At 70.3% G+C, this 25,410-nt stretch carries 21 protein-coding genes; 8 read left to right on the forward strand and 13 right to left on the reverse strand.

Annotation, left to right across the window (positions count from 1 at the left end; translation table 11 throughout):
* Window positions 1-74 precede the first annotated feature (74 nt).
* From AB1285_RS13000 to AB1285_RS13030, 7 genes are all read right to left on the reverse strand, one after another.
* Window positions 75-1,271 (reverse strand): Gfo/Idh/MocA family protein, encoded by a 1,197-nt coding sequence (locus AB1285_RS13000; RefSeq protein ID WP_370428970.1) that lies wholly within the window; start codon window positions 1,269-1,271, stop codon window positions 75-77.
* A gap of 43 nt (window positions 1,272-1,314) precedes the next feature.
* The gene (locus AB1285_RS13005) at window positions 1,315-2,370 is read right to left on the reverse strand and encodes a LacI family DNA-binding transcriptional regulator (protein WP_187663121.1); all 1,056 of its coding nucleotides are present in this window, start codon (window positions 2,368-2,370) and stop codon (window positions 1,315-1,317) included.
* Between the two features lie 3 nt (window positions 2,371-2,373).
* Complete coding sequence (locus AB1285_RS13010) at window positions 2,374-3,264, reverse strand: carbohydrate ABC transporter permease (RefSeq protein ID WP_370428971.1); 891 nt, start codon at window positions 3,262-3,264, stop codon at window positions 2,374-2,376.
* Window positions 3,257-4,219: a carbohydrate ABC transporter permease gene (locus AB1285_RS13015; RefSeq protein ID WP_268777693.1), complete on the reverse strand. Its 963-nt coding sequence runs from the start codon at window positions 4,217-4,219 to the stop codon at window positions 3,257-3,259. The genes AB1285_RS13010 and AB1285_RS13015 overlap by 8 nt, the downstream gene beginning before the upstream one ends.
* 4 nt (window positions 4,220-4,223) lie before the next feature.
* On the reverse strand, window positions 4,224-5,486 hold the full coding sequence (locus AB1285_RS13020; RefSeq protein WP_370428972.1) for an ABC transporter substrate-binding protein: 1,263 nt from the start codon (window positions 5,484-5,486) through the stop codon (window positions 4,224-4,226).
* A gap of 112 nt (window positions 5,487-5,598) precedes the next feature.
* Window positions 5,599-5,958 carry a fluoride efflux transporter FluC gene (locus AB1285_RS13025; protein ID WP_280565093.1) on the reverse strand — a complete coding sequence of 120 codons (360 nt, stop codon included), beginning with the start codon at window positions 5,956-5,958 and terminating at the stop codon, window positions 5,599-5,601.
* Window positions 5,955-6,329: a FluC/FEX family fluoride channel gene (locus AB1285_RS13030; RefSeq protein WP_280565095.1), complete on the reverse strand. Its 375-nt coding sequence runs from the start codon at window positions 6,327-6,329 to the stop codon at window positions 5,955-5,957. Before AB1285_RS13030 ends, AB1285_RS13025 begins: the two co-directional genes overlap by 4 nt.
* A gap of 86 nt (window positions 6,330-6,415) precedes the next feature.
* On the opposite strand from AB1285_RS13030, the gene AB1285_RS13035 reads away from it, so the two are divergent.
* Window positions 6,416-7,945 (forward strand): FAD-dependent oxidoreductase, encoded by a 1,530-nt coding sequence (locus AB1285_RS13035; RefSeq protein ID WP_280565097.1) that lies wholly within the window; start codon window positions 6,416-6,418, stop codon window positions 7,943-7,945.
* A 1-nt stretch (window position 7,946) separates the two neighbouring features.
* Here the strand turns inward: AB1285_RS13035 and AB1285_RS13040 are convergent, their stop codons facing one another.
* The 3 genes from AB1285_RS13040 to AB1285_RS13050 all read right to left on the reverse strand — a co-directional run bounded on the left by AB1285_RS13040 (window position 7,947) and on the right by AB1285_RS13050 (window position 10,127).
* Entirely contained in the window at window positions 7,947-8,753 is an 807-nt protein-coding gene (locus AB1285_RS13040) for a nitroreductase family protein (protein WP_259952866.1), read from the reverse strand.
* 4 nt (window positions 8,754-8,757) lie between these two features.
* Window positions 8,758-9,141: a hypothetical protein gene (locus AB1285_RS13045; RefSeq protein WP_187663113.1), complete on the reverse strand. Its 384-nt coding sequence runs from the start codon at window positions 9,139-9,141 to the stop codon at window positions 8,758-8,760.
* A gap of 113 nt (window positions 9,142-9,254) precedes the next feature.
* On the reverse strand, window positions 9,255-10,127 hold the full coding sequence (locus tag AB1285_RS13050; RefSeq protein ID WP_370429085.1) for a MerR family transcriptional regulator: 873 nt from the start codon (window positions 10,125-10,127) through the stop codon (window positions 9,255-9,257).
* Between the two features lie 218 nt (window positions 10,128-10,345).
* Between AB1285_RS13050 and AB1285_RS13055 the strand changes: the two genes are divergently transcribed.
* Together AB1285_RS13055 and AB1285_RS13060 are read left to right on the forward strand one after the other, a co-directional pair.
* The gene (locus AB1285_RS13055) at window positions 10,346-11,185 is read left to right on the forward strand and encodes a DUF4097 family beta strand repeat-containing protein (protein ID WP_187663111.1); all 840 of its coding nucleotides are present in this window, start codon (window positions 10,346-10,348) and stop codon (window positions 11,183-11,185) included.
* Entirely contained in the window at window positions 11,182-11,808 is a 627-nt protein-coding gene (locus AB1285_RS13060) for a PadR family transcriptional regulator (RefSeq protein WP_187663110.1), read from the forward strand. Before AB1285_RS13055 ends, AB1285_RS13060 begins: the two co-directional genes overlap by 4 nt.
* Before the next feature lie 62 nt (window positions 11,809-11,870).
* On the opposite strand, the gene AB1285_RS13065 is transcribed toward AB1285_RS13060, so the two are convergent.
* The gene (locus tag AB1285_RS13065; protein WP_187663109.1) at window positions 11,871-12,413 is read right to left on the reverse strand and encodes a universal stress protein; all 543 of its coding nucleotides are present in this window, start codon (window positions 12,411-12,413) and stop codon (window positions 11,871-11,873) included.
* Window positions 12,414-12,562: 149 nt separating this feature from the next.
* Between AB1285_RS13065 and AB1285_RS13070 the strand changes: the two genes are divergently transcribed.
* From AB1285_RS13070 to AB1285_RS13085, 4 genes are all read left to right on the forward strand, one after another.
* Window positions 12,563-12,754, forward strand: coding sequence for a DUF3073 domain-containing protein (locus AB1285_RS13070; RefSeq protein ID WP_025104705.1), 192 nt, complete (start codon window positions 12,563-12,565; stop codon window positions 12,752-12,754).
* A 290-nt stretch (window positions 12,755-13,044) separates the two neighbouring features.
* The gene (locus AB1285_RS13075) at window positions 13,045-14,358 is read left to right on the forward strand and encodes an ABC transporter substrate-binding protein (protein ID WP_370429084.1); all 1,314 of its coding nucleotides are present in this window, start codon (window positions 13,045-13,047) and stop codon (window positions 14,356-14,358) included.
* Window positions 14,359-14,447: 89 nt separating this feature from the next.
* Entirely contained in the window at window positions 14,448-15,422 is a 975-nt protein-coding gene (locus AB1285_RS13080) for a carbohydrate ABC transporter permease (protein WP_259952879.1), read from the forward strand.
* Window positions 15,419-16,339, forward strand: a complete 921-nt coding sequence (locus tag AB1285_RS13085) for a carbohydrate ABC transporter permease (protein WP_187663106.1) — start codon at window positions 15,419-15,421, stop codon at window positions 16,337-16,339. Before AB1285_RS13080 ends, AB1285_RS13085 begins: the two co-directional genes overlap by 4 nt.
* Before the next feature lie 545 nt (window positions 16,340-16,884).
* Here AB1285_RS13085 and AB1285_RS13090 read toward each other — a convergent pair.
* Both AB1285_RS13090 and AB1285_RS13095 read right to left on the reverse strand, forming a co-directional pair.
* Window positions 16,885-22,068 (reverse strand): endo-alpha-N-acetylgalactosaminidase family protein, encoded by a 5,184-nt coding sequence (locus AB1285_RS13090; protein WP_370429083.1) that lies wholly within the window; start codon window positions 22,066-22,068, stop codon window positions 16,885-16,887.
* A gap of 185 nt (window positions 22,069-22,253) precedes the next feature.
* Window positions 22,254-24,071, reverse strand: coding sequence for a glycoside hydrolase family 35 protein (locus AB1285_RS13095; protein ID WP_370429082.1), 1,818 nt, complete (start codon window positions 24,069-24,071; stop codon window positions 22,254-22,256).
* 93 nt (window positions 24,072-24,164) lie between these two features.
* On the opposite strand from AB1285_RS13095, the gene AB1285_RS13100 reads away from it, so the two are divergent.
* Window positions 24,165-25,229, forward strand: coding sequence for a LacI family DNA-binding transcriptional regulator (locus AB1285_RS13100; protein WP_187663103.1), 1,065 nt, complete (start codon window positions 24,165-24,167; stop codon window positions 25,227-25,229).
* Window positions 25,230-25,410: the final 181 nt, after the last annotated feature.

Genomic DNA, 25,410 nt, shown 5'->3' on the forward strand with positions numbered 1-25,410 from the left:
CCCTTTTCGCGCTCTCACGGGCGGGAACCTCCTCCCGTGATCGAAAACGTACCGGGGTGGGGGCGAGAGCGGGGTCAGGCGGCGGAGGAAGACGGGGCGGAGGAGGGGGTCTGGCCGCGCTCGAAGTAGGCGACGAGATCGGGGTCGAGCGGGGGGACGGCGATCGCGGAGCCGTCACCCCGGAGGGACGCGGTGGCGAGGATGCCGGCGGCCACGGCCTCGCGCGCCGCGACGGGAGAGGTCGCCGTGAGACCCCCGTGCCGCACGAACCGGAGGAACTCGGCCACGAGCAGCGCGTCGGCTCCATCGTGTCCGGCGTCGGGCACCTCGGGCACGACGAACACCTCGTCCGCGTCGGCCGCCCCGGCATGCCGACGGTTCCACAGCTTCACCTCGCTGCCGGCCACGTCGCCGAAGTTCTCGATGCGCCCCTCGGTGCCGATCACGGTGTAGTTCCGCCAGTAGTCCGGGGTGAAGTGGCACTGCTGGTACGAGGCGAAGATCCCGCCCTCGAGCCGCAGGTTCACCATCGAGATGTCCTCGACGTCGACCACAGGGTGGAGTCCGGTGAGCGCGGTCGGCGGCCAGTTGTCCATGCTGAACCAGTCGGGCATCCGCTCCCCCGTGCGGTCCCGCCGGTCGGTGATGTCGCCGTAGACGCTGAGACCGCCCATCGCCGCCACCTGCTGGGTGTACGCGCCCGCCAGCCAGTGGATGATGTCGAGGTCGTGCGCTCCCTTCTGCAGGAGGAGTCCGGTGGTGCGGCTCCGGTCGGCGTGCCAGTCCTTGAAGTAGAAGTCGCCGCCGTGCCCCACGAAGTGCCGCACCCACACGGCCTTCACCTGCCCGATGCGCCCGGTCTGGATGAGCCCGCGCATGAGCGTGATCACGGGCATGTGCCGCATGTTGTGGCCGATGTAGAGGCGGGTCCCGGTCCGTCGCGCCGTCTCCAGCATGCGGTCGGCGTCGGCGAGGTCGATCGCGAGGGGCTTCTCGCAGAAGACGGGCACCCCGGCCTCCAGCGCCCGGATGGTCAGCGCGGCGTGCGTGTCGTCCGGGGTCAGCACCATGACCGCGTCCACCCCGGACGCGAGCAGCTCGTCGAGGGAGTCGGTGATGAGGGCGTCGGGGACGAGCGCCCTGGCGTCCTCGCGGGCACGCGGGGCGAGGTCGCAGACGGCGGTGATACGGGAGCCGTGGCCCGGCCGATGCACCTCCTCCTGAAGGGTGGAGCGCGCGCCGAAGCCGATGATGCCGATGTGGAGGTCCAACAGAAGTCCTTCGTGAAAGGGGGGGGGAAGAAGAGGGGGCGGCTCAGCGACCGCGGGCAGCCGGGGCGTCGAGATCGGTCGAGCCGCCGGGGACGAGGGCCCAGGGGAACTCGTGCAGCGCACCGGGCGAGGGGTCGCTCTCGAGCGCCTTCTCGACGATGATCCGCGCCTGCCGCTCGTAGAAGTCCGTCGGGCCGACGGTGGTGAGGGTGGGGGCGATGAGCCGGGCGTCCGGGGTGTTCCCGACGCCGACCACCGCGACGTCGTGCGGCACGCGGAGCCCGAGCATGTGGGCGGCGTTGATCGCGGCGATCGCGGCGAAGTCGGTCGTCGCGTACACGGCGTCCGGGCGGTTCTCCTGCGACAGCAGCTCGATCGCGGCGGTGAAGGCGCTGGCCTGCGTCTCGGCATAGGTCACGGTCCATGCCGGGTCCGGGGAGATGCCGGCCGCCGCGAGCTTCTCGACATATGGCGTGTACCGCGTGACCTGCGTGGCCGCGAGGCGGACGGCGCCCTCCGCGGCGATGCAGCCGATGGCCGCGTGCCGCTCCAGCAGGTGGTCCATCGCGAGCTCGCACCCCGGGATCGCGTCCGAGCGGATGACGTCGAACCCGTCCGGCTCCAGATGCTCCGAGAACACCACGAGCCGCTGGCCGCGCTTGACGAGGTCGCCCAGCCGTCGGGCGTCCTCCTCGTCCAGCCCGACGCCGTCGAGGTATGCCACGTCGCTCTCGACGCGGTCGAGCGCCGCGTGCCAGTCGCCGTCGGCGAGGATCAGCGTCGTGAGCCCGTGCTTGTTCGCCTCGGCGTTCACGGCGTCGGCCACCGCCAGCGACCACGGATCGCTCAGCATGTGGAGGGAGAGCTGTACCATGCCGCTGCGACCGGTGCGGATCGCCCTGGCCGCCGTGTTCGGACGGTAGTTGAGCTCGTCCGCGGCCGCGAGCACCCTGGCCGCGGTCGCTTCGGCCACGCCGGCCCCGCTGGCACCGGCGCGGCCGGAGAAGACGTACGACACGGTCGCGGTCGACACCCCGGCACGTTCGGCCACCATCCGCAGCGTCGGTCGGCGGCTGGGGGCGTGCTCACGCTGTGCCATGTCTCATCCCTTCGTCCCGCTGAACGCGATGCCCTGGATGAACTGCCGCTGCAGGATCATGAACGTCACCAGCATGGGCAGGGTCGCCAGCAGGGCGCCGGCCATGAGCACCGGGTAATCGGTGCCGTGGATGCCGACGAGCTGCGAGAGTCCGACAGACAGCGGCATCTTCGCCGGGTCGGTCGTCACGATCAGCGGCCACAGCAGATCGTTCCAGGACCACAGCACGGTGAACACCACAAGTGCGATGATGCCAGGCTTCGCCAGTGGAACCATGATCCGCCAGAAGGTCTGCCACGGATTCGCCCCGTCGATCCGCGCCGCCTCCTCCAGCTCGGCCGGCATGGAGAGGAAGAACTGGCGCATCAGGAAGGTCCCGAAGGCGCTGAAGATGCCGGGCACGATGAGCGCCTGCAACGTGTTCAGCCAGCCGAGCGCCTGGATGATCTCGTACTGCGGCAGCAGGTAGAGCTGCGAGGGCACCATGAGCACCGAGAGGAACACGACGAACAGGGCGTTCCGGCCGGGGAAGGCGATGCGCGCGAACGCGTAGCCCGCCATGGTGCACAGGACGACCTGCCCGACCGTGCGGCCGACGGTGAGGAGCACGGAGTTCAGGAACATCTGGCCGAACGGCATCGAGTCGAAGACCTCGGCGAAGTTCGTGAACACCCATTCGCGCGGGAGGAACGACGGCGGCACCTGCACCGAGTCGGACAGCGTCTTGAACGAGGTCAGCAGCTGCCAGACGAACGGGAACACCATGAGTGCGGCGCCGGCGATGAGCACGACGTGCACGATCCACAGTCCGCGGTTCCGGGGCGTGCCGGCCGTCCGCGATCGTGCGGGGGCGGCGCCGACGACCGCGCGGGTGTCGAGGGAGACGTCACTCATAGTGCACCCACTTCTTCTGCAGCCGGAACTGCACGATCGTCAGCACGAGGATGATCAGCAGCAGGAGGAAGGCGACGGCGGCGGCGTACCCGCGGTCGTTGTCGAGGAAACCCGCTTCGTAGAACAGGTAGACGACCGTGCGGGTGTTCGGCATCGCGGGGTTGCTGCGGCCGAGCATCATGTAGATGAGGTCGAACACCTGCAGAGCCCCGATCACGCTGATGACGCTGACGAAGAAGATCGACGGCGACAGCAGCGGGATCGTGATGGAGAAGAACTTCCGCACGGGGCCCGCCCCGTCGAGGTCGGCCGCCTCCATGATCGTGTCCGGGATGCCCTGGAGTCCGGCGAGGAAGATGACGATGTTGGTCCCCAGTCCCGCCCAGATGCCGACGACGGCGATCGCGATCAACGCGGTGTTCGGGTCGGTCAGCCAGCTCCGCCCGTCGATGCCCACCGCGCCGAGGGCGGCGTTCAGGACGCCGTAGTCGCCGTTGTAGATCATGCGCCAGACGAGGGCGATCGCCGCGGGCATGGTGACGACGGGGATGAAGTAGAGGGTGCGGTAGGCGCTGCGGCCCGTGAGGCCGGTGGTGTTCAGCAGCGCGGCGATCCCGACCGCGAGGGGGATGCCGATCAGCGCGATCACCGTGTAGACCGCGGTGTTGCGCAGAGCGCCGAGGAGCTCCGGGTCCTGGAACAGCCGCACGTAGTTCTCGAACCCGATCCACTCGGAGCCGCCGAACGGGCCGGACTTCGTGAAGGAGATGATGAGCGTGCGCACGGTCGGCCACAGGTAGAACACGGCCAGCCCCAGGGCGGTGGGCCCGAGGAAGACGAGGGCCCACCACGGCGAGGCACCGGGTGTCCGGCGCCGCCGCCGGACACCGGAGGACGGGGCCTCCGGTGCCCGCCCGGCGGCGGGGGCGACCGCGCGAGGCGCGAGGACGGTCATCCGGTCACTCCTGCTCGGCGTCCAGCGCGGTCTGCATCTGCGCGGCGAGATCCTGCAGGCCTTCCTTCGGGGAGACCGCTCCGGACCAGACCTGGGACAGCACCTCGCTCTCGATGCTCGTCCACGCGGAGGTGTTCTTCGACACCGGGTACGGGACGGCCGTCTCCAGCGCGTCGATGTAGACCTGCAGGTCGTACTGCGGGAGCGCATCCACCCAGGCCTGCTGCGTGCCGTTGAACGCCGGGATCACGGTGCCGGTCTCGGCCTGGATCTTCGCCGCCTGCTCGCCGCTCGCGAAGGCGGCGAAGTCCTTCGCCTCCTCCACGTGCGCGCTCTTGGCGTTCGCGACGTTCCCGACGCCGTGGATCACGCTCTGATTGCCCTCCGGGCCTGCGGGCAGCGGAGCCACGTCGACGCTGTCGCCGATGTCGGCGTTGTCCGCGTAGGCGATGGCGGCCCAGGAGCCGTTCTGGAACATGGCGACCTTGCCCGACAGGAAGAAGTCCTCCGGGTTCGTGTCCGTCATCTGCTGCGCCGTGGGCGAGGAGCCGTCAGCGATGAGGTCGGTCCACAGCTCGACGCCCTCGAGAGCCTCGGGCGAACCGTAGCCGCTCTCAGTGCCGTCCGCGGAGATGACTTCGCCGCCGGCCTGTGCGATCGAGTTGTAGAAGTTCTCCTGGCCGTACTGGCTCGCGGCGACGCCGAACCGGCCGCTCGCGGGGTCGGTCAGCTTCGCGGCCGCGGTGGTGAAGTCGTCCCAGGTCCAGCCGGCGCTGGGGTACTCCACTCCGGCGGCGTCGAACAGCGTCTTGTTGTACCAGAGCGCGACGGTGTCGAAGTCCTTGGGGGCGCCGTAGAGCGCGTCGTCGTAGGTGTAGAGGTCGACGAGGCCCTGGGGGTAGTCGGAGGCGTTCACGTCGTCGAGCGGCGCGAGCTGGCCGTTCGAGGCGTAGAGCTGGAAGTTCGGCCCGTTCATCCAGAACACGTCGGCGGCCGATCCTCCCGTCACCGCGGTCTGGAGCTTGGTGAAGTACTCCTTGTAGGGCGTGACCTGGATCTCGATCGTGACGTTCGGGTGCTCCTCGGTATAGGCGGCGGCGATGTCCTCCATCGCGGGCTTCTGGTTCTCGTCCCAGATCGCGTAGCTGAGGGTGATGTCGCCGCCCGAGGACTCCCCGGTCGCGGAGGAGGAGCAGGCGGAGAGCGCCAGGACGGCGGCCGCGGAGGCGGCGAGAGCGCCCAGGGCGCGGCGGGAGGTGCGGGGCATCGAGGTCTCCTTTGACGGGTGCACGAGAAGGCGGTGCGCGATGTTAACCGTTTAGCGTTAAACGATTAGCAGCGAGAGTAGCGCGCCGCGTCCGTTCTTCGCAAGCACCGATCTAGAGCGCGGATCCCAGCGCCAGCCCCAGCCCCGCGGCGAGGAGACCGAGCAGGAGCATGCCGAGCGCGTCGAACGCCGCAGCCCCGCGTTCGCCGTCCCGCCACAGGGCGACCGCATCGAGCATCGCGGTGCTGAAGGTCGTGTAGCCCCCGAGCAGACCAGCGCCGAGCACGAACGCCGCGTCCGGAAGCGCCGTCGCCACCAGCCCCAGCGCGAAGGAGCCGCTGAGGTTGACGGCCAGGATCCCCCACGGGAACCGCCGGCCGACGAGCCGGGCGACACCGAGGTCGACGAGATAGCGCAGGACGGCGCCGACGCCCCCGGCGAGCGCCGCGGCGAGGAACAGCAGCGGACTCACGTCGCCCCTCCCCGGCGCGGGCGCCCCAGCCGGAGCCCCGCGGACGCCGCGAGGAGGCCGAGGGCGAGGCTGACCGCGGCATACGCGGCGGCGAGGAGCGGTGCCGACGCCCACAGGGCTAGCGTCCCGGTCATGAAGGCGCTGTAGGTCGTGAACCCCCCGAGGACCCCGGTGCCCAGCAGCAGCCGCAGCTCCGCCGAGGCCGGGAGCCGCGCCGCCACGACGCCGATGAGCAGGGCGCCCAGCACGTTGGCCGGCAGCACCGCGAGGGGGAACCCGCCGAGGTCGGGGACGAGGAGCCCGAGGCCCAGGCGCGCCGCCGTCCCCAGCGTGCCGCCGAGCGCGACGAGCAGGACACGACGGAGACTCACGCTGGCCACTGTAGTCGCGCATGACAGCGCGACCGTCGGATGTCAAGGCGTTGGGGCGGGGACGGGGACAGGCGTTGACTGTCGGCATGAAGCCACTCTGGAAGGTCGACCAGGACGCACCCCACGGCACTCCCTTCGATCCCGGCGCGCAGCACGACGTGCTCATCGTGGGGGCAGGCCTCACGGGACTCTCGACCGCGGTGCTCCTGACCCGCGCCGGACTCGACGTCGTCGTCGTCGATGCAGGCGATGTGGCGGAGCTGTCGACGGGCGGCAACACGGGCAAGCTCTCCCTCCTCCAGGGGCAGCAGCTCGCCACGATCCGCACGCACCATCCGGCCGCGCTCGTCCAGGCGTACGTCGACGCCAACCGCGCCGGCATGGAGTGGCTCACGGGCTTCGCGGACAGCGCCGGCCTGAGCTACACGGAGCGGACCGACCACACCTACGCCCAGGGTCCTGAGGGGCTCGAATCGGTGCGGTCCCAGCATGCCGCCGCGCGGGAGGCGGGACTGCCGACGCGTCTGCTCACCGCGGGCGAGCTGTCGACGCCGTTCCCCGTCGCGGGCGCGGTCGCGCTGGATTCCCAGGTGACGATCGACCCGGTCGCCGTCGCCGACGCGCTCGCGAAGGAGTTCCTCGCGGGCGGCGGCACCCTGCACACCGGCGTCCGTGTGACGGGCGCCCACGCCCTCCCGGAGCCTCGGGTGGAGACCACGGCCGGCCCGATGTTCGCCGAGCACATCGTCCTCGCGACGGGGACCCCGATCCTCGACCGGGGCCTGTACTTCTCCAAGGTCGCCGGGATGCGGTCGTACTGCGTCTCGTTCCGGGTCTCCAGCGGGGTGCCGGAGGGGACGTTCATCTCCGCCGACAGCCCCACGCGGTCGATCCGCCCGGTTTCGGCTGCCGACGGTCCGGCGGACACGGCACAGCTCGTCGTCGGCGGCAACGGGCATCCGGTCGGCCGCTCGGACGGTGAGACCGCGGCGATCGACGATCTCGTCGCCTGGACGCGGCTGCACTTCCCGGACGCGGAGGAGACGCACCGCTGGTCCGCGCAGGACTACCAGTCGCACAACCTCATCCCCTTCGTCGGCGCTCTGCCGCGCGGCCTCGGTCGCATCCGCATCGCCACCGGGTACGCGAAGTGGGGGCTGTCGAACGCGCCCGCCGCGGCCCTGCGGCTCACCGAGGAGATCATCGGGACGAAGCGCAGCGAGCGTCCGTCCTGGATGCTGCGCCTCGGCACCCGTCTGACCGTCCCCGCCGACCTCGCGCGCGGCGCCGTCGAGGGAGCGAAGGTGGCCGCCGCGGCCACGAAGGGCTGGGTCGCGGCCGAGACCACGCCGGTCCCGGTGCCGCAACCAGCGGAGGGCGAGGGCGTGGTGGCGAACCGTGGCGGCCGCCCGGTCGCCATCTCCACCGTCGACGGCGTGACCCGTGCGGTCAGCGCGGTGTGCCCGCACCTCGGCGGCGTCCTCGACTGGAACGACGCCGAGTGCACATGGGACTGCCCGCTGCACGCGTCGCGGTTCGCCGCGGACGGCACCCGCATCGAGGGGCCTGCTCTGAAGGACCTCGAGCAGATGCCGCGGACGGTCGGCGGCTCGTGACTCAGGACCGGGTCGGCGGGGCGTCCCAACCCTGCTGCGGGGTGTCGCAGTCCTCACGGAACACGTACTGCGACACGAGCTTGCGCTGGCTGCTGGACCAGTCGATCGCCGGGCGACGCTGCTCCGGCGGCAGGTAGCCCAGCCGGTAGACGGCCATGAGCTCCAGGTCGTCGGGCACCCGCAGCAGCCGCACGATCTCGTCCCAGCGCCCCGGCACCTCCATCGGGAACGAGATGAATTGGATGCCCATGCCCAGCTCGACCGTGGTCAGCCAGACGTTCTCCATGGCCGCGCCCATGCTGAACACGGAGTAGAACGACGACAGCTGCCCCGGCCGGTACTCGCTGCGGTCGAGCATGACGCCGAGCAGGAGGGGCGACCCGGCCACGAGCTTGCGGTTCTCCGCGCCCAGCGTCTTCGGCACCCCGAACGTGTTCATCAGCGTCTGGCCGCGCTTCGTGAACACCTGCGACGTGAAGGGGCGCAGCGGCGCGGGGAGCTTGTCGAACAGCATGCCGCTGCGCTTCTCCTCCATCTCCTCCTGGCTGAAGCGGAAGTAGGGCTTGTACCGCTCGAAGAACGTGCCGTTCGACATCGCCTCGGTCATGCTCTCGCCGGAGATGCGCGCGATCTCGTCGATCGTGTCCCGGTTCTCGATCACGACGAAGCGCCACGGCTGACTGTTGAGCTGCGACGGTGCGCGACCTGCGGCTTCCAGGAGGATGCGCTGGTGCTCCTCGGAGACCGGGTCGGGGAGGAACGCTCCGTTCGTGGTCTTGCGGCGGCGGATGGCGTCGAGGAGTTCCATACGGTCACTTCCGGTCGGAGGGGAGGCGCGAGACCACGAGGCCCGCGAGGACGAAGGGCGCTGCCGTGAGGGCGACGAGCGGGTGCCGCCGGGTGTGCGTCCCGGCGTAGGGGATCGCGGCAAGCGGGACGGCAGCGGGGAGGAGGGCCAGGGCGGCGCGGCGGCTGCGCGGCGTGCGAGTGGCCAGACCGACGACGACGGCGAGTCCGGTCGTCGCGCAGGTCAGGATGTAGAGCGCGTGGTGCACCCAGCGGAAACGACGCGTGTCGATGAGCCGTCCCGCCACCGCAGCCCCGAGGGCGCAGTTCGCCGCATAGGCCGTCGCCGCCGCCGCGAAGACTCCGGACGCGGGGCGGTCGTCGCGCTCGCGCTTCCGTCGCCCCGTCATGGCACGACCCTACGCCCTCCCCTCCTCCCCCGATCCACCCCCTTGCGTACGAGCGGCCCCCTTGAGTACGACCGCACCGGGGTGGGTCGCACGCAAAGGGGCCGCTCGACGGATCAGAGGGCGGCGTCCGCGTAGATGCGGAGCGCGTCGCGGACGAACTCCGCACCCTGCGTGCCGCCCGCGGACGTCGCGTAGTTCGCACCGAAGCGCGGGTCCGCGACGTACATCTCGCCGAGTCCGATGACGTACGCCTTGGCTGCGGCATCCGGCCCCTTCCGGAGGGCGGCGGCCGGAGTGCCGGGGATGCCCGTGAGCCAGGCGACGTGACGACGCGCGAGCTCCTGTGCCTCGGCGGACGCGGGATCGATGCCGCTCTCCGCCGCGGCGATCCAGTCGCGTCCGAGATCGGACACGCGCTGCTGCCAGTCGGCGCGCTCGGCGTCGCTCATCCCGCGCCACCAGCGGTCGCTGTCGGCGTAGGCCTTCGTCCCCCAGCGGTCCTCGACCTCCTGCTTGTACTGCGTGTGGTCGAAGCCGTCGAACATGTTCTCTGCCATGAGGTTCTCACCTCCTCTCAATGCCGTGATGGTGGATTCGACCGACGCGATCTGCCGCGCCAGCCGGGTCTGCTCCTCGCGCAGCAGCGCGAGGTGGGTCTCCAGGGCCGACGCCTCGGCCGCCGAGCCCCCGCCCTGCGTCCCCGAGCCCGCGTCCCGCGTCCCTGAGCCCTGTTTCCCTGAGCCCTGGGTGCCTGAGCCTGTCGAAGGGCCCAGCACCTCCGCGATCTGCGGCAACCCGAGTCCGAGCTCCCGCAGCAGGAGGATCCGCTGCAGTCGCACGAGCGCCGCCGCGTCATAGTGCCGGTAGCCGTTGGCCGCGATGCGCGACGGCGGCAGCAGCCCGATGTCGTCGTAGTGCCGCAGCGTCCGGCTCGTCGTGCCCGCCAGCCGCGCGATCTCCTGGATCGACCAGTCCCGCGATTCCATCCGCCCACCCCTTCCGTGTCAGGTCTCCTCCCACCGTAGAAGTTGCCGCTACGTCAAGGTCAACCCCGCCTCCGAATCGCTGGCTTGGCTCTATTTCCGGCGGCGATGGGCCAATCAGGCGATTCGAAGGAGAGAGGGGGTGTCGGAATCGAGATATATCGTGTTATCGTGACGGCAACACGATATATCGTGAATCCCTCGACACAGGAGAAGCAGACATGACCGAGAAGTGGCTCATCGCCCCCGGCGAGGAACGCGTCATCGACATCGCCTCCGCGACCCGGCTCAAGGTGGGCCTCGTCGGCGGCCAGGTCGACGTCATCGCCCATGACGAACCCGGCATCCGGATCGAGGTGCACGGCGTCACCACCAAGGACCTCCGGATCGAATCCCGTGACGGGGAGGTCGAGATCGACCACCCGCAGCTGGGCTGGGACAACTTCCTCGAGGTGTTCCGGAACTTCGGCTCCGGCGGCCCGCGCGCCGAGGTGAGCGTGGCCGTCCCGCGTTCCATCGCCCTGACCCTGGGCGTCGTGAGCGCCGGCGCCCTCGTGTCGGGGATTCGCAACGACACCCGGCTCAACACCGTGTCCGGCGACATCATCGTCGACACCCTCATCGGCGACCTCAGCGTGAACTCCGTCTCCGGCGACGTACAGGTGCGCAACCTCACCGGCTCGATCAACGCCAACAGCGTCTCCGGCGACGTGGCCGTCACCGGAGCGATCCGCAAGGCGACGGTCGACATCGTCTCCGGGTCGACGCTGGTGGACGCCGCAGGCGATGTCAACACGATCACCGTGAACTCGGTCTCCGGCGGCACGACCGTCCGGCTCGACGAGTCCCTCGCGGCGAACTACGTGATCCGCTCGCTCAGCGGTCGTCTCCTCATCGACGGCGTGGAGCGCAGCACCTCCGGCCCGAGCACCTACAACGGCACGTCCGGCGAGCTCGCCGGGCGCTTCGTGGACCTCCGCGCCAACTCCGTCTCCGGAGGGGTGACGGTCCTCCGCCGCGCTCCGCAGACGATCGAGAACGACCCGGAGTGGGAAGCATGAGTCCCGCGGTCTTCTCCCACGGCGATCTGCGCCTGTACCTGCTGTCGCTGCTCGCGGAGTCCCCGCAGCACGGCTACGGCATCATCCAGTCCCTCACGGACCGCACCGGCGGGACGTACACCCCGAGCGCCGGCACGATCTACCCGCGCCTCGCGAAGCTCGAGGAGGAGGGACTCGTCACCAAGACGGTCGACGGACGCACCACGATCTACGCGATCACCGAGGCCGGGCGCGCCGAGCTCGCCTCCCGCGAGAACGACCTCGCCGACATCGAGGCGGGCATCACCGACACCGTCCGCCTCATCGCCAACGAGGTGCGCCAGAGCGTACAGGAGGCGATGAAGAGCCTCCGCGCCGATCTGGCGACGGCCACCAAGGATGACCGGGCGGCGGCGAAGTCGCGGCCCCGCACCGCGAGCGAGGATGCGCGGCTGACCAGCCGCGAGGAGCTGCACCGCGCCGACGCCGTCGTGAACGCCTTCCGCGCACGGGTCCGCACCGACCTGCGCACCCATGTCGCGAAGGGCGGCGTGCTCCCGGCGTCGGTGGTCACCGACCTCGAGAACGCGCTGGATCAGGCCGCCCGCACCGTGACGGTCGCGCTGAGCCAGCCGGACTCCTGAGCCTCCATCACACAGCACGAGGCCCCGCCGACATCCGTCGGCGGGGCCTCGTCGCGTCCGGGTCACTCCGGCCAGATCTCCTTCTGCTCGTCCGGTACCGACTCCCCCAGGGGCACGACGAGCACCGGACGGTGCTGGCGATGAGCCAGCCGGGCGGCCACGGAGCCGGTGAAGAACTCCCGGATCGACTCGCCGATGCCGCGCTTGCGGGTGCCGACCACGATGAGCTGGGCGTCGAGCTTGTTGGCGAGCTGCTTGATGGCCAGGGCCGGGTCGCCGACGAGCTGTCGCGCCGTCCAGGTGACCCCCTTCCCGGCGAGGATCGTGGCAGCCGCGGCCTCGACGGCCTCGAACTCGGCGGCGCCCGCGTCGAAGTTGATGTCGATGGGGGCGGAGTGCACGTAGCCGTCCGGATCCTCGTAGGTGACGAAGCGCGTGATGTCGACGTGGGCGACCACGAGCGGAGCGTTCAGCAGCCGGGCGAACCGCACGGCCTCATCGAGAACGTGCGGGTCCTGGTCGAGCTGCATCCCGACGATGACAGCCTTCTGCAGAGCGGCGTTCTGCGTGGCCTCGTCGGACGGAGTGGAGGTGCTGTCGGTCATGGAGATCGCTCCCTTCGCCGGCCTGGCCGCGGCCAGGGTCTGTTCCCCGCGTGCTATCCTGAATGCTACTCTTACCGGCCTCGAGCCGGTGTCGTGAATGACTCGGGCGCCTGTCTGCCCGCAGCTTAACTCGTGAGGGGGTCTCAGGCATGGGCCGTGGCCGTCAGAAGGCGAAGCACACAAAGATCGCCCGCGAACTCAAGGCGTACAGTCCGTCGGTGAACTACTCGGCGCTGGAGCGCGAGCTCGCGCACTCGAGCGACTCCGACGAAGACGCCTACGTCGACAAGTGGGCCGACGAGTACGCGGACGAAGACGAAGACGAACTAGAGAAGGCCTAGCCCCTCGGTTCGAAACACCCGCACGGCTCGTGCGGGTGTTTCGTCGTTCCCGGGCGGCGATGCGACGCCCCGGTCGCTCGTCCCGACCGAGCGGCCTGCCGCCGGAACGAGGAGGCCCTCGCGATGTCAGCGCTCCCTCAAGGGCAGGATAATCCGACGCAATTCCGCCGATCCGCGTCTTGTGAGCGCAAACATTTTCTGATTTGATGTGCATGTGATCGACGGCGCACCCTCGCCGCGTCCCGGCTTCGGGCGATCCGCAGGAACATGACCTCAAAGAGGAGAACAGCATGGCACCCACCTCACGCACCCCCCGCGTCGCCGCGGTCGTCGCCCTCGGCGCGGTGTCGGCGTTCGGACTCGCGGCCTGCGCCCCGGCCGCCTCCGGGGGCGGGGGCGCCGGCGGAGAGCCCGTCACCATCGAGTACATGCACCGCCTCCCCGACGGCGAGGGCATGACCACGGTCGCCGAGATCGTCGACCGTTGGAACGAGGAGCACCCCGACATCCAGGTCAAGGCCACGAAGTTCGACGGCAAGGCCAGCGACATGATCCTCAAGCTCGAGACCGACATCAAGGCCGGGAACGGTCCGTGCCTCGCGCAGACCGGATACTCCGAGGTGCCGCAGCTCTACGTGAAGGGTCTGCTGGAGGACGTCGCCGCGGAGGCCGAGAAGTACGAGGACCACTACTCGGCCGGAGCGTTCAGCGGCATGCGGGTCGGCGACGCCATCGTGGGCCTCCCGCAGGACACCGGACCCCTCGTCTACTTCTACAACACCGCCGAGTTCGAGGCGCTCGGCCTCGACGCCCCGGCGACGCTCGACGACCTGACCGCCGCCTCCGCCACGGCCGCCGCCGCCGGCAAGTTCGTCACGGCGTTCACACCGGACGAGGCGCAGAACTGGCTCTCCGGACAGGCTGCCGCCGCCGGTGACACCTGGTTCTCCACGGAGGGCGAGGAGTGGAAGGTGGATGCCGAGGGTGCGGGCTCCGAGCGGGTCGCCGCCTTCTGGCAGGGCCTGCTCGACGGCAAGCAGACACTCGCGACCGAGCGCTGGGGTGAAGGGTTCACGGCGGCGCTGAACAACGGCAGCCTCATCGGCCACGTCGGCGCGGCCTGGGAGGCCGGCTTCCTCCTCGACTCCCTGGACGGCACTCCGGCCGAGGGGCAGTGGCGCGTCGCCCAGCTCCCCGACTTCGGCGCCGGGGCGATGAGCGGCCCCGACGGCGGGTCCGGCGTCTCGGTCATGAAGGGCTGCGAGAACCCCGCGGCCGCCATGGAGTTCAATGACTGGTTCAACACGCAGGTCGACGACCTCGCTTCCCAGGGCCTCGTCGTCGCCGCGAAGGGCGAGGTGGAGACCCCGGAGAAGATGCTGCGTCAGTTCGGCGGCCAGGACGTGCTGGCCGAACTCGGCACGGCCACCGAGAACCTCAACCCCGACTTCCCGTACGCCCCCGGATTCTCCACCCTGGCGAACATGAACGAGACGGCCGCCGCGGCTGCCGCCGGCACCGCCACGGTCGCGGACATCTTCACGACGGCGCAGGACACGGCCGTGGCGTCGCTGAAGGACCTCGGCCTCCCGGTCGCGGAATGACCGGACCGGACGGCATCATCGGATGAACGACGGCGGAGTGCACGGGCGATCGTGCACTCCGCCGTCGTCGTGAGAGCGAGAGGCACATCATGGCCACAGTGACCGAGACGAGGGCAGCGGCGCCGCTCCCTCCCGCGCGCCGTCCCGTCGCCCCGTCGACCCGTCGATCGCGGATCCGAAGAGAGGGGCTGACCGGGTGGCTGTTCATGGCGCCGTTCGCGCTGCTGTTCGCCGTCGTCTTCCTCATCCCCATCATCGTGTCGGTCCGGTCGGCGTTCTTCGCGCAGGTGCCCGCCGGCGGCGGCCTGTACGGCGGGGGCGAGCTCGTCGACACCTTCGTCGGCCTCGACAACTTCGCGGCGGCGGCGACCGACGGCGCCTTCTGGGCCGGCATGGGACGGGTCGTGCTCTACGCGGCGTTCCAGATCCCGGTGATGATCATCGCGGCCCTCGCCCTGGCCCTGCTGCTGGACTCGTTCATCGTGCGCCGCCCCGCCCTGTTCCGCCTCGCCTTCTTCCTCCCGTACGCGGTCCCCGGCATCATCGCGGCGATGATGTGGCTCTACCTCTACACGCCCGAGGTGTCGCCCTTCCTGCCGTATCTGCCGGAGGGGACCGACCTCATGTCGCCGCAGACGATCCTCTTCTCGATGGCGAACATGACGACGTGGACCTACACGGGCTACAACATGCTCATCTTCCTCAGCGCCCTGCAGGCCATCCCCCGCGACCTCTACGAGGCCGCCCGTCTGGACGGTGCGACGGGCTTCCAGATCGCGACCCGCATCAAGGTGCCGCTCGTGCGCGGTGCCGCGCTGCTGGCGGTGCTGCTGTCGATCATCGGCACGATCCAGCTGTTCAACGAGCCGGTCATCCTGGAGGCCGCGAACTCCTGGATGGGCAAGGACTTCACGCCGATGATGCTCACCTACAACACGATGATGGGCGAGCTGTCGCCGTCGGGCAGCGGTCCGGCGTCGGCGTACTCGCTGCTCATGGCCGGGATCGCGGGCGTGCTCGCGATCGTGTACGCACTGCTCCAGCGGCGGAAGGGCGACGCATGACCACCACACGACTCGTCACCGTGACCCCGCCGACGAAGCGGCGCTCTCGTAGGCCGCAGGCGGCGGACGCCCCTCCTCCTTCCATCGCCCCGGGACCCGCGGCCCGCACGTTCGGCATCATCGCCCTCGTCGTCGCGACGCTGTACTTCCTCGTGCCGGTGTTCTGGCTCGTGGTGGCCTCGACGAAGAACAACACCGACCTCACCTCGACGTTCGGATTCTGGTTCGCCGAGCCGAACCTCGCCGCCAACTACGACAGCCTCATGGGCTGGACCCAGGGGCTGTTCTGGCGCTGGGTCGGCAACTCCCTGTTCTACTCGCTCAGCGCCGGGATCATCGGCACACTGTTCGCCGTGATGGCCGGCTACGCGATCGCCAAGTTCGCCTTCCCCGGGAAGAAGCTCGCGGTCGGCATCATCATGGCGGGACTTCTGCTGCCCGTCGCCCTGCTCACGGTGCCGCTGTACATCGAGTTCCAGGCGCTCGGCCTCACGAACACCGTGTGGGCGATCATCATCCCCTCGGCGGTCTCGCCGTTCGGCGTCTTCCTCGGCATGGTCTACGCGCAGTCGTCGGTGCCGACGGAGCTGCTGGAGGCCGCCCGCATCGACGGCGCCGGTGAGGCCCGGATCTTCTTCACGATCGTGCTGCGGCTGCTCGGCCCCGCGATGGTGACGATCTTCCTGTTCATCTTCGTGGCCACGTGGAACAACTTCCTCCTCCCGCTCATGATGATCTCCAGCCCCGACCTCAAGCCGGTCACGCTCGGCCTCTACGGCATGATGAGCTACTTCTCCCCCGACAAGGGCGCCGTCATGCTCGGGGCGCTGCTCGGCGTGATCCCGCTCATCGCCCTGTTCTTCACGCTGCAGAAGTACTGGCGCTCCGGTCTCGCCGCCGGCGCCGTCAAGGGCTAGGCACCTCGACCGCGCACAGACCGGAGGCCGCCCGCGCGAGCCTCCGGTCGTGCGTGAGGAGGGGGCAGCAGGAACTCGTCGTCCAGCCGCGCCTGCAAGACTCGGGTCGACATTCCGGTGCAGACCAGGTCGACGACGATCGCGGCGTCGACGACGATCACCGCCCGGCGCACCCCTCGTGCACGGCGGCGACGATGCTCTCCGGGTGAGCGCGGTCACCTCCGACTCCTGCGCTCGTCCACTCAGGAACTCCGACAGCGTCGGGCGGGCGGCGATGCGGGCGAGCTCCGCCGAGAGGTACTGCTGCAGCGACTGTCCTCGCTCCTGCGCTCGCGCGGTGAGCACGGAATGCACGCCGGGGTCGAGATCGCGGATGAGTACGTTCGGCATGTGCGGCTCCTTTCGTGGCTACCCCTCGAGTATCGGGGACCGGAGGCACGCTCTCCGGCCTCGGAACCGCAACCCGTGGAGAACCGGCAAACTCCCCGCCGCGTGCAGAAGAGGCCCGGGGCGAACCCCGGGCCTCTCGTGTGCAGCAGAGGGACTCAGCCGCGTCGCCGTCGCCAGAGCCCCGCGCCGAGGGCGCTCAGGGCGAGCGCACCGACGGCGACCGCCAGCCACGTCATCCCCTCCGCACCCGTCGTGGCCAGCGCCCCGCCACCGGCCGTCGCCGCGGCGGTGACCGCGAGATCCGCACGAGCGAGCTCGGCGCCCTCGGCGTCCGTCGCCACGAGCGCATGGGCGCCCGCGGGTGTGGCCGCCGGGATGGTGACGGTCGCGACCGCACTGCCGTCGGCGGCGATCGTCACCTCGCCCACCCTGACCGGTTCCGAGTGGAGCCAGAGCTGCACGACGGACTCGGGGTCGAAGCCGCGGAGCTGCACGCGGAGGGAGTCTCCGGCCGCCGCGGTGCCGACCGACGGGGTGAGGACCGGCACCTTCGCCGGCTTCGCCTTCTTGACCTTGAGCGCCGCACCGGCCACCTCCGCGCCGGAGGCGTCCTTGACGAGGAAGCGGTGCTTCCCGACCGTCGCATCCGCGGGGATGAGGACCCGGGTGGTCAGCGCACCGTGCGCATCGACCGTCGCGTCCGCGAGCCGCACGCCGTCCAGCCAGAACGAGACGGCGGCGTCGGGCGCGAAGCCCGAGAGCACGGCCTCGACCGTCTCCCCTGCCCGCACGGAATCCGCGCCGAGCGTCAACGCAGGATCGGTCTCCGGAGCGCAGACCCCGAGGTCGTCCTCGGGTCGCGCCTCCGGTGCGTGCCCGGCCTGCGGGGCGGTGGTGCCGTACACCGCCATCTCCGCCACGGCCGCGAACGGCGTGCCCGAGATCGACGAGGTCGCCGTCACCCGAACGTATCGCGCGGTCGTCGCCGCGAAGTCGACGTCCTGCCACTCCGCGACGTTCTTCCACTCCCCCGCGGCCACGTCGGTGAAGGTCTGCCCGTCGGTGGAGACCGCGACCTGGAAGCCCTTGATGGGGCCGTTCTGGTTCGCGCCGCGACGCAGATAGGAGATACCGTCGACCGTCTCCGCGGAACCGAGGTCGAACGTCAGCACGTGCGGATACGCGGCGGCGTCAGTGCTCCAGCGGCTGTGCCAGAACGTCCCGGCGTTGCCGTCGAGCATGTTCGCCGCCGTGCCGTCCTCACCCGCGGTCTCCTCGGAGCTCGCGGTCGCGGTGATCTGCGCGTTCGGGATGCGGGCGCGGGACGCGACAGCGGCCTCCTGCGCGGTCTGCACGGTCCGCACGTCGCAGTCGACGAGGTAGGTGGCGGCGATGCCGATGCTCACCGGCGAGCCCGCGGCCGACGCCGGTGCCGTCAGCAGCCAGTCCGTCGTCACGCTCTCGCCGGGGGCGACCTTCGTGAACAGGTTCGAGGAGCCGTCCGCGACCTCGACGGTGTAGCCCTCCGGGAGGTCGAGCTGCACGCCGACGTTCTCCGCCAGGATGTCCTCGCTGTTGGTGAAGGTCGTGGTGAAGGGTGTCTGCGCCCCGGGGCTCAGGGTCACGGCCTCGCCGGCGACGGTGGCGCACGGGGTGCCTCCGTCCGTCGGGCCGAGGTCCGTCACCGTGAAATCGTCGAGGACGAAGTCGACGTCGGGCCCGCCGACGCGCTCCAGACCGACCCAGGTGTAGTCGCCGCAGCCCACGATCACGTCCTCGCGGAACGCGGTGGTCTCCAGCGCCTGCACGACAGGGGTGCGACGCAGGGTCGTCGAGGAGATCTCCCCGTCGATCACGGCGTCCGTACCGGTCAGCCAGCGGTACGCTCCGCTCGCTCCGGCCTGGTAGTCGAACCCGATGCGATAGGTGTGCCCGGCCTGCAGCGGGACGAGCGTGGGGTCGGTCCGGTAGACGACGCCGGAGTTCTCGGAGTGCGACATCAGCGAGTGCTCACCGGTGAGGGTGGAGTCCACCGCGAGGCCCGCGGTGGCTCCGGTGTCGAACGGCTTGGCCGTGTTGCGCCAGTCGCTGCTCGTGTACGGGTCGTGCCGACGCGAGATGCTCGTACGCGGGTCGTCGATGCCGTTGGCGTCACCCTTCACGAACGGGCCCCACCCGGGCTGGTTGGCCTCGAAGTCGTTCGAGTACACGGTGCCCGCGGCGGTCGGCGCCGTCGTGTCCGCCATCACCCTGGCGTTGTCGACTCGCACCGCCGCGTCACCGGCGACCGCCGAGACCGAGACGGTCACTTCGCCGGAGGCCGGGGCGAGGAACGACACCGATCCGCGCTGGTAGTACTGCCCGGCCTTGGAGTCGGCGCGCATGTAGTTGTATGTCGGCGAGAGGTTCCAGGTGCGGCTGACGACGCCGGCGCCGGTGTCGACCGCGACGCTCACGTCGCGCGTGGCCGTCGGATCGATCTGCACCTGCGCGGAGAACGCGTAGCGCTTCCCGGGGGTGAGGCCGGTGACGGTCTGCGAGATCGCGGACGCGGATGAGCCGAACACCGCGATGTTGTCGCCCCGTGAGGCGTTCTTCGCCGCGCCGAGGTCCGTGCGCTCGATGGTCACGTCGCCCCGCGGGTTCCAGCCGTCCAGCGACCCCGAGTTGAACCCGGGATCGGCCAGGCCCGCGTCGCGGTACTCGATCGCCGCCCGCTGCGCCCCACCCTGGGGCACGACGACGTAAGCCGCCCCCTTCTCGCCGGAGAGCGTCAGCTTCCCGTCGACCGCGGTGACGGTGTCCACCTTCTCGCGCCCCTGGTCGCCGAGTGCGAACACGTCGAAGGTCGTGTTGCCGCGGAAGGCATCCGTGAGCCCGAATGTCTTCTCACCGCCGGAGGCCGTGAAGAAGTACATCTTGTCCGCGTCGACGGGCGAACCCGACTCGGCGCTCGACTCCAGCGACTGCCACGGCAGCAGGTAGGAGTCGCCCCGCAGGACGGTCGCGCCGTCCATCGTGATGACGCGGGTACCACCGTCGATCCGGACCGTCACGTCGTCGGTGAAGGTCGCCTCGGCCCCCGCCGCGTACGTCTGCAGGTCGAAGTGCTGCAGGAACTTCGTCGGCAGGCTCTGCGACCAGATGTTGCCGATGAAGCCGTCCCAGTTGCGGTTGCCCACCCAGCCCTCGGCATCGACGAGACGCTGCTGGCCGAGCAGGACGTCGTCGTTCCAGACGTCCGCCTGCGCGTTCTGGATGAACCGGACCATGGTGGAGTTGATGCCCTTGTTGTCCTTGCCGCCGTAGGCGAGGTCGTTCGGCCAGTGCGACCAGACCGTGCTGTCGACGAACTTGTCGCCCCACTCGGTCGCGACCTCCAGGTCCATGGCGTTCAGTTCGTCCGCGAGCTCCTCGGCCACCCAGCCGTTGGAGTAGTACACGTCGATGTAGACGCCGCTGAGCCCCGGCACCTCGTCCCGCAGCTGCTGGAAGCGGTCGAGCACGCGTCCGGTGCCGAGATCGGTCTGCTGATCGATGTAGTACGACTGGTCGAGCCAGTTCCAGCCGGGCTTGTACGGCGGTGTGCCGTCGAGGATCGCCGCGTCGAACGCGTCCGCCTGCGGATAGATCTCGGTGGCGTTGACGTGCACGCTCATGTCGGCGTTGAGCTTCGCCCCCTCGTCGACGAGACGGTTGAGGTCGGCGAGGCCGCCCGCGCGCTCGTTGTAGTTCCCGCCGTAGTCGGTGTTCGCGGAGTCGTGTCCTTCGCTGCCGAAGCCCTTGTTGAGCACCCACTGCCCGAGGCCGTCGGTCTGGTTCGCGATGCGCTTGGTGTTGTCGAGCACGAGGTCGAAGTAGTTCGTGGCGCTCGAGGCGAAGTTGAACGGGATGCGGCTGATCACGCGGTCGGCCACCCGGTCGGCACCGAGGCGCGGGGCGTCGACCTCGCGGTAGCGGATCGCGGCGTCCTGCCAGTCCACGGTCTCGTCGCCGTTGCGATCGGCGGTGAGGAGCACCGTGACCTTCGGAAGGGCGTAGGTCGTCACCCGGCTGTCGACGGCGGTGGTCGGATGGATGAGCCAGGTGTTCGAGCCGATCTCGGCAGTCCGGCCGTCGGCCGCGGTCACCCGCGTCGTGAGCCGGGTGTTCCACGAGGCGGTGCCGCCGGAGGCCTGCGTCGTCGCGTTCGTGATCACGCTGCCGGCGAGGGTCCCGTCGCCGAGGAAGGCGAAGGCCGCGCCCTTCGTCCCGGTGGCGGTCGCGGGCCCCACAGCGATGTGCTCATCGGCGTTCGTCGTGCTGTTCGGGCTGATCACGGTGCGGTCGAGGACGGCGCCGTCCGCGGCCGTCGCGGAGAGGAAGGCGTTGTCGGGGAGCGCCAGGGTGTTCACCGCAGCGGAGCCGTCGACTCCGGTCACGGCGAACTCGACCGTGCCGTTCGCCGCGACGCGGATGCTGCTGCGCACCGTGACGTCGATGCCGGTCAGGGCCGAGACGTAGTCGACGCCGGTCGCCGTCGCCGTGGACGTGGTGGTCGACGCATAGGCGGTGCCGTTGACCGCCCAGGTGCGCGGGGAGCCCTTCTGGCCGCCGAGGCGCTCATCGCCCACGCGGTAGCCGAGGATCTGCGGGAACGCGGAGGAGACGGTGGCCGTGGTGCCGCCCGCGGCGATCTCGACGGTGTCCCCGGGCTCCGGCTGCTCCGGCGCCTCCGGCTCGGTCACGATCGGCGGGAGCTCCTCGTCGGAGAGCACCTGGATCTCGCCGGCGCCGCCGCCCGTGGTGCCCTGCGCGTCGATGATGAGGAGGGCGACGTACCGGCCGTCCTTCGCGGTCTCCAGCGTGATGCGCTGCTTCTCGTCGTTCGCGGTGGGCGCGTGCAGCGTCGCGGCCGCGGCGGCGGCGCCCCATCCCCCGTCGGCGGGCGAGGTGCGCGCGGCGTCGGCGTCATCCGTGACGTACACCTCGACGGTCTTCGCCGCGACGCTCTGCCCGCGCTTGACCGAATAGTCCAGCGCCTTCACCGAGAGGGGCCGCTGCAGATCGAGCGCGATCCAGTGCGGGAAGGGGGCGTTGGCCGAGTACCGCGACGTCCACTGGGTCGAGTAGTCGCCGTCGAAGGCGCCGAGAGCCGTGCCGTCGAGCGAAGGCGGCGCCGGATACGGATCGGCTTCGCTGGACACCGCGTGCAGCCGGTAGTCCGCGTGCGGGACGGGGACGAGATCGGCGGCCTGCGCCGCGGTCGCAGGGAGGAGCGCTCCGCCGAGCGCGAGAGCCGTCGCCAGCAGGGAACTGACAGCGACGGCGGTGCGCGGCGGTCGGGAAGGTGTCGACACGTCTTGCCTCTCGAACGGTGCGACGGCCGGAGGAAGGGACGCCCCGGTGCGTCGCAGATGGATCATCGATCGAAACCGATGTTTGCGCTATCACCGTAGAGCGAGCTTGTGGCTTAAGACAAGAGTCGAACGTCAAGTATGCGCAAACATTGGCCGAAGGTCACCACCCGAGGCCCGAGTGCGGCTCAGGAGCCGATGAACTCCTCGGTCTCCCCGAGGGACGGCGCCTCCCGGATCTCCACGGTCGCACCGAGGCCGTCGGTGTCGAGCACCACGATCTCGTTGCGCCCGGTACGCCACAACGGCGCGGGGGCGTAGAGCGTCTCCTGCGGGCCCACGCTCCAGTAGCGTCCGAGCAGGAATCCGTTCAGCCACACCAGGCCCTTGCCGCCACCGGGGAAGGCGAGCCACGCGTCCAGGGGTTCGGCGACGTCCAGCGCGGCGACGGCGAGGCCGTCCACCCCGCCCACGGCAGCGGCGTCCACCGCCGGTGCCGTCTGCGGCAGGAGGCGATGCGTCCAGCCGTTCACGAGACGGCGGCCGATCATCACGCCGCGCATGATGCCCTTGCCCTCGCCGGTGTACGGCCCGTAGTTGATGCGCCCGAGGCTCTCGACGACGAGCGCCAGCCGACCGGAACCGCCGTCCACCGGGAGAGCGAGGGACGTCTCGCCGTCCCGCTCGAGCACACCGAGGCGGCGGTCGTCGAGGAAGACGACCGCACGATCGTGCAGGCCGTCGACGGTCAGTGTCGCCTCGTCCGGGAACGACACGTCGGCCTCGTAGGCCACGAGGCCGTCCTCCGCTCCGAGCTGCTCGAAGGTCAGCGGGCGCGGCGAGAGCCCGCCCGCGGCAGGGGTCGCCCGGACCACGTCGAGCAGGCTCGCTCGCCGCTCCAGAGGCGCGGAGGTCGCGGACTGCCGCCGCGGCTGGTCGGGCACGGGCGGCAGTCCGTCGGCGTGGAAGGGGGCGAAGAGCGCGCGAAGCGCATGGAACTTCTCCCCGAGCGTGCCGTCCTCGCCGATCGGGGCATCGGAGTCGTAGCTGGTCACCGTGGGCTGCAGCACGAGGTCGTGGTTCGCACCGTTCCACAGGCCGAAGTTGGTGCCCCCGTGCGCCATGTAGAGGCTGACCGAGCCGCCCTCGTCGAGGAGCTCCCGGATCGTCCCGCCCATGCTCTCCGCCGAACGCACGTGGTGCCGCTCGCCCCAGTGGTCGAACCAGCCGCCCCAGAGCTCGCTGCACATGAGCGCCTCACCGTGCCGACGCAGGGAGGCCGCCACCGGCACCCCGGTGCCGAACGTGAACGTCGTCATCGCACCCGGCACGCTCCCGTGCGCGATCATGTCCGGAGTGATCCCGTCCGCGGTCGTCAGCATCTCCACCATGCCCCGTCGCCGGAGCCCGTCACGCAGGTGGGCGAGGTAGGCGGCGTCGCTGCCGAACGATCCATACTCGTTCTCGATCTGGATCGCCACGATCGGCCCGCCGTAGGCCGCCTGCAGGGGCACGAGCCGCGGGAGCAGCGCGTCGTACCAGGCGTCGACGGCGGCGAGGAACGCGGGATCGCTCGTCCGCAGCGCCGAGACCCTGCCGGTGAGCCAGAAGGGCAGCCCGCCGTTGGACCACTCCGCGCAGATGTAGGGGCTCGGTCGGAGGAAGACGTCGAGGCCGACCTCGCCGGCCAGCCGCACGAAGCGCTCGACGTCGCGCCAGCCGTCGAAGCGGATGTCCCCCTCGACCCGCTCGTGGAAGTTCCAGGCGACGTAGGTGTCGACCGTGTTCGCGCCCATCGCGGCGAGCCGGCGCAGGCGGTCCTCCCACTGGTCGGGGTGGACGCGGAAGTAGTGGATCGAGCCCGACAGGATGCGGTGGGGCACACCGTCGCGGAGGATCTCCCCCTCGCGCCAGGACAGGGCGGGAGCGCCGGAGGCAGCGGCGTCTGCCGGCGCGGCGACGGCGGTGGTCGAGCCGTCGGAGGCCGCGGCGAGAAGGTCGGACATTGCACTCCCAGCTGAATTGTTTGCGTTCACATTATCGCATCGCCGAGGTCCGTGCTCCCTGGTTTTCCGCCGATGGATCGCTACCATTGGGGCATGTCCCCTCGCCGCCCGAAAGACGACCGCGCCCCCAGCCAGGTCGACGTCGCCCGCCTCGCCGGCGTCTCCACGCAGACCGTCTCGCGCGTCATGTCCGGGCAGGACAACGTCCGCCCCGACACCGCGCGACGGGTGCTGGCCGCCGTCGAGGAACTCGGTTACCGGGTGCACGCCGCAGCCGCGTCGCTCGCATCGGGACGCACGCGCGTGCTCGGCGTGATCGTCGTCTCGACGGACCGCTACTCCTCCGCCGCGCTCGGCGTCGGCATCCAACAGGCCGCGGCGGCGAACGGCTACACCGTGACCACCGCCGCGGTGGCAGACCACGCCTCGGACGACGCCTTCCTCGAGGCCTTCGACCGCCTGGAGCGGCAGGGTGCGGAGGGCATCATCCTCGGCGTGCCCATCGCCCTGGACACACCGGCGATGCGGGCGCGCACCGAACGGACGCCCGCCACCCGCAGCGAGCGCACCTCCCTGGAGGAGGACGCCCCGCTCGCGGTCGACCAGCGCGCGATCGCCCGGCTCGCCGTGGAGCACCTCCTCGACCTCGGCCACGAGACCGTGTGGCACGTCTCGGGCGACGACTACTGGACGGAGACGCAGCAGCGCAGCGAGGCCTGGGAGCAGACGCTCCGCGAGCGCGGCATCGTCCCGCCGCCGGTGATCCCGGCGGACTGGACCCCGGAGTCCGGGTACCGGGCCGGGCGCACCATCGCCGCGATCCCTGAGGCGACCGCGGTCTTCGTCAGCAGCGACGAGATGGCGTTCGGCCTCATCCGCGCCCTGCACGAGGCCGGGCGCAGCGTGCCGGAGGACATCTCCGTCGTGAGCGTCGACGACATCGCCCTCGCCGCGTACGCCTCCCCCGCCCTGACGACCGTCCGTCAGCCGTTCGAGGCCATGGGCCGCGCTGCCGCCCTGCGGCTCATCACCCAGATCGAGGGCCACGACCCGGTCGGCGAGATGCCCTCCACCGACCCGCAGCTCATCGTGCGCTCCTCGACCGCCCCACCTCGCGTCACGACGCCAGAAAGCTCAAAGCCCCTGCGACAACGATGAACATCGGTGCCGCAGTGCCTGCCAGTCGGTCGGCACGTGTCCGCGGCCGAGCGATCAGCGTCACCAACAGCATGCCGAGCCATGCACTCCACAAGACAGAGAGCCCCACGACGACGACGTCGTTTGTCGGTTTTGCCGGTCCGAGATAGTAGTACGTTGCGAACGCGATGTAAGCCAGTGC

This window comes from Microbacterium sp. NRRL B-14842 (genome assembly GCF_050470785.1).

Excerpts from the sequence above, each read along its gene's own strand:
- AB1285_RS13005 (WP_187663121.1), bottom strand. The coding sequence starts at position 2,370 with ATGGCACAGCGTGAGCACGCCCCCAGCCGCCGACCGACGCTGCGGATG.
- AB1285_RS13010 (WP_370428971.1), bottom strand. The coding sequence starts at position 3,264 with ATGAGTGACGTCTCCCTCGACACCCGCGCGGTCGTCGGCGCCGCCCCC.
- AB1285_RS13015 (WP_268777693.1), bottom strand. The coding sequence starts at position 4,219 with ATGACCGTCCTCGCGCCTCGCGCGGTCGCCCCCGCCGCCGGGCGGGCA.
- AB1285_RS13020 (WP_370428972.1), bottom strand. The coding sequence starts at position 5,486 with ATGCCCCGCACCTCCCGCCGCGCCCTGGGCGCTCTCGCCGCCTCCGCG.
- AB1285_RS13035 (WP_280565097.1), top strand. The coding sequence starts at position 6,416 with ATGAAGCCACTCTGGAAGGTCGACCAGGACGCACCCCACGGCACTCCC.
- AB1285_RS13040 (WP_259952866.1), bottom strand. The coding sequence starts at position 8,753 with ATGGAACTCCTCGACGCCATCCGCCGCCGCAAGACCACGAACGGAGCG.
- AB1285_RS13045 (WP_187663113.1), bottom strand. The coding sequence starts at position 9,141 with ATGACGGGGCGACGGAAGCGCGAGCGCGACGACCGCCCCGCGTCCGGA.
- AB1285_RS13050 (WP_370429085.1), bottom strand. The coding sequence starts at position 10,127 with ATGGAATCGCGGGACTGGTCGATCCAGGAGATCGCGCGGCTGGCGGGC.
- AB1285_RS13055 (WP_187663111.1), top strand. The coding sequence starts at position 10,346 with ATGACCGAGAAGTGGCTCATCGCCCCCGGCGAGGAACGCGTCATCGAC.
- AB1285_RS13060 (WP_187663110.1), top strand. The coding sequence starts at position 11,182 with ATGAGTCCCGCGGTCTTCTCCCACGGCGATCTGCGCCTGTACCTGCTG.
- AB1285_RS13065 (WP_187663109.1), bottom strand. The coding sequence starts at position 12,413 with ATGACCGACAGCACCTCCACTCCGTCCGACGAGGCCACGCAGAACGCC.
- AB1285_RS13070 (WP_025104705.1), top strand. The coding sequence starts at position 12,563 with ATGGGCCGTGGCCGTCAGAAGGCGAAGCACACAAAGATCGCCCGCGAA.
- AB1285_RS13075 (WP_370429084.1), top strand. The coding sequence starts at position 13,045 with ATGGCACCCACCTCACGCACCCCCCGCGTCGCCGCGGTCGTCGCCCTC.
- AB1285_RS13080 (WP_259952879.1), top strand. The coding sequence starts at position 14,448 with ATGGCCACAGTGACCGAGACGAGGGCAGCGGCGCCGCTCCCTCCCGCG.
- AB1285_RS13085 (WP_187663106.1), top strand. The coding sequence starts at position 15,419 with ATGACCACCACACGACTCGTCACCGTGACCCCGCCGACGAAGCGGCGC.
- AB1285_RS13095 (WP_370429082.1), bottom strand. The coding sequence starts at position 24,071 with ATGTCCGACCTTCTCGCCGCGGCCTCCGACGGCTCGACCACCGCCGTC.
- AB1285_RS13100 (WP_187663103.1), top strand. The coding sequence starts at position 24,165 with ATGTCCCCTCGCCGCCCGAAAGACGACCGCGCCCCCAGCCAGGTCGAC.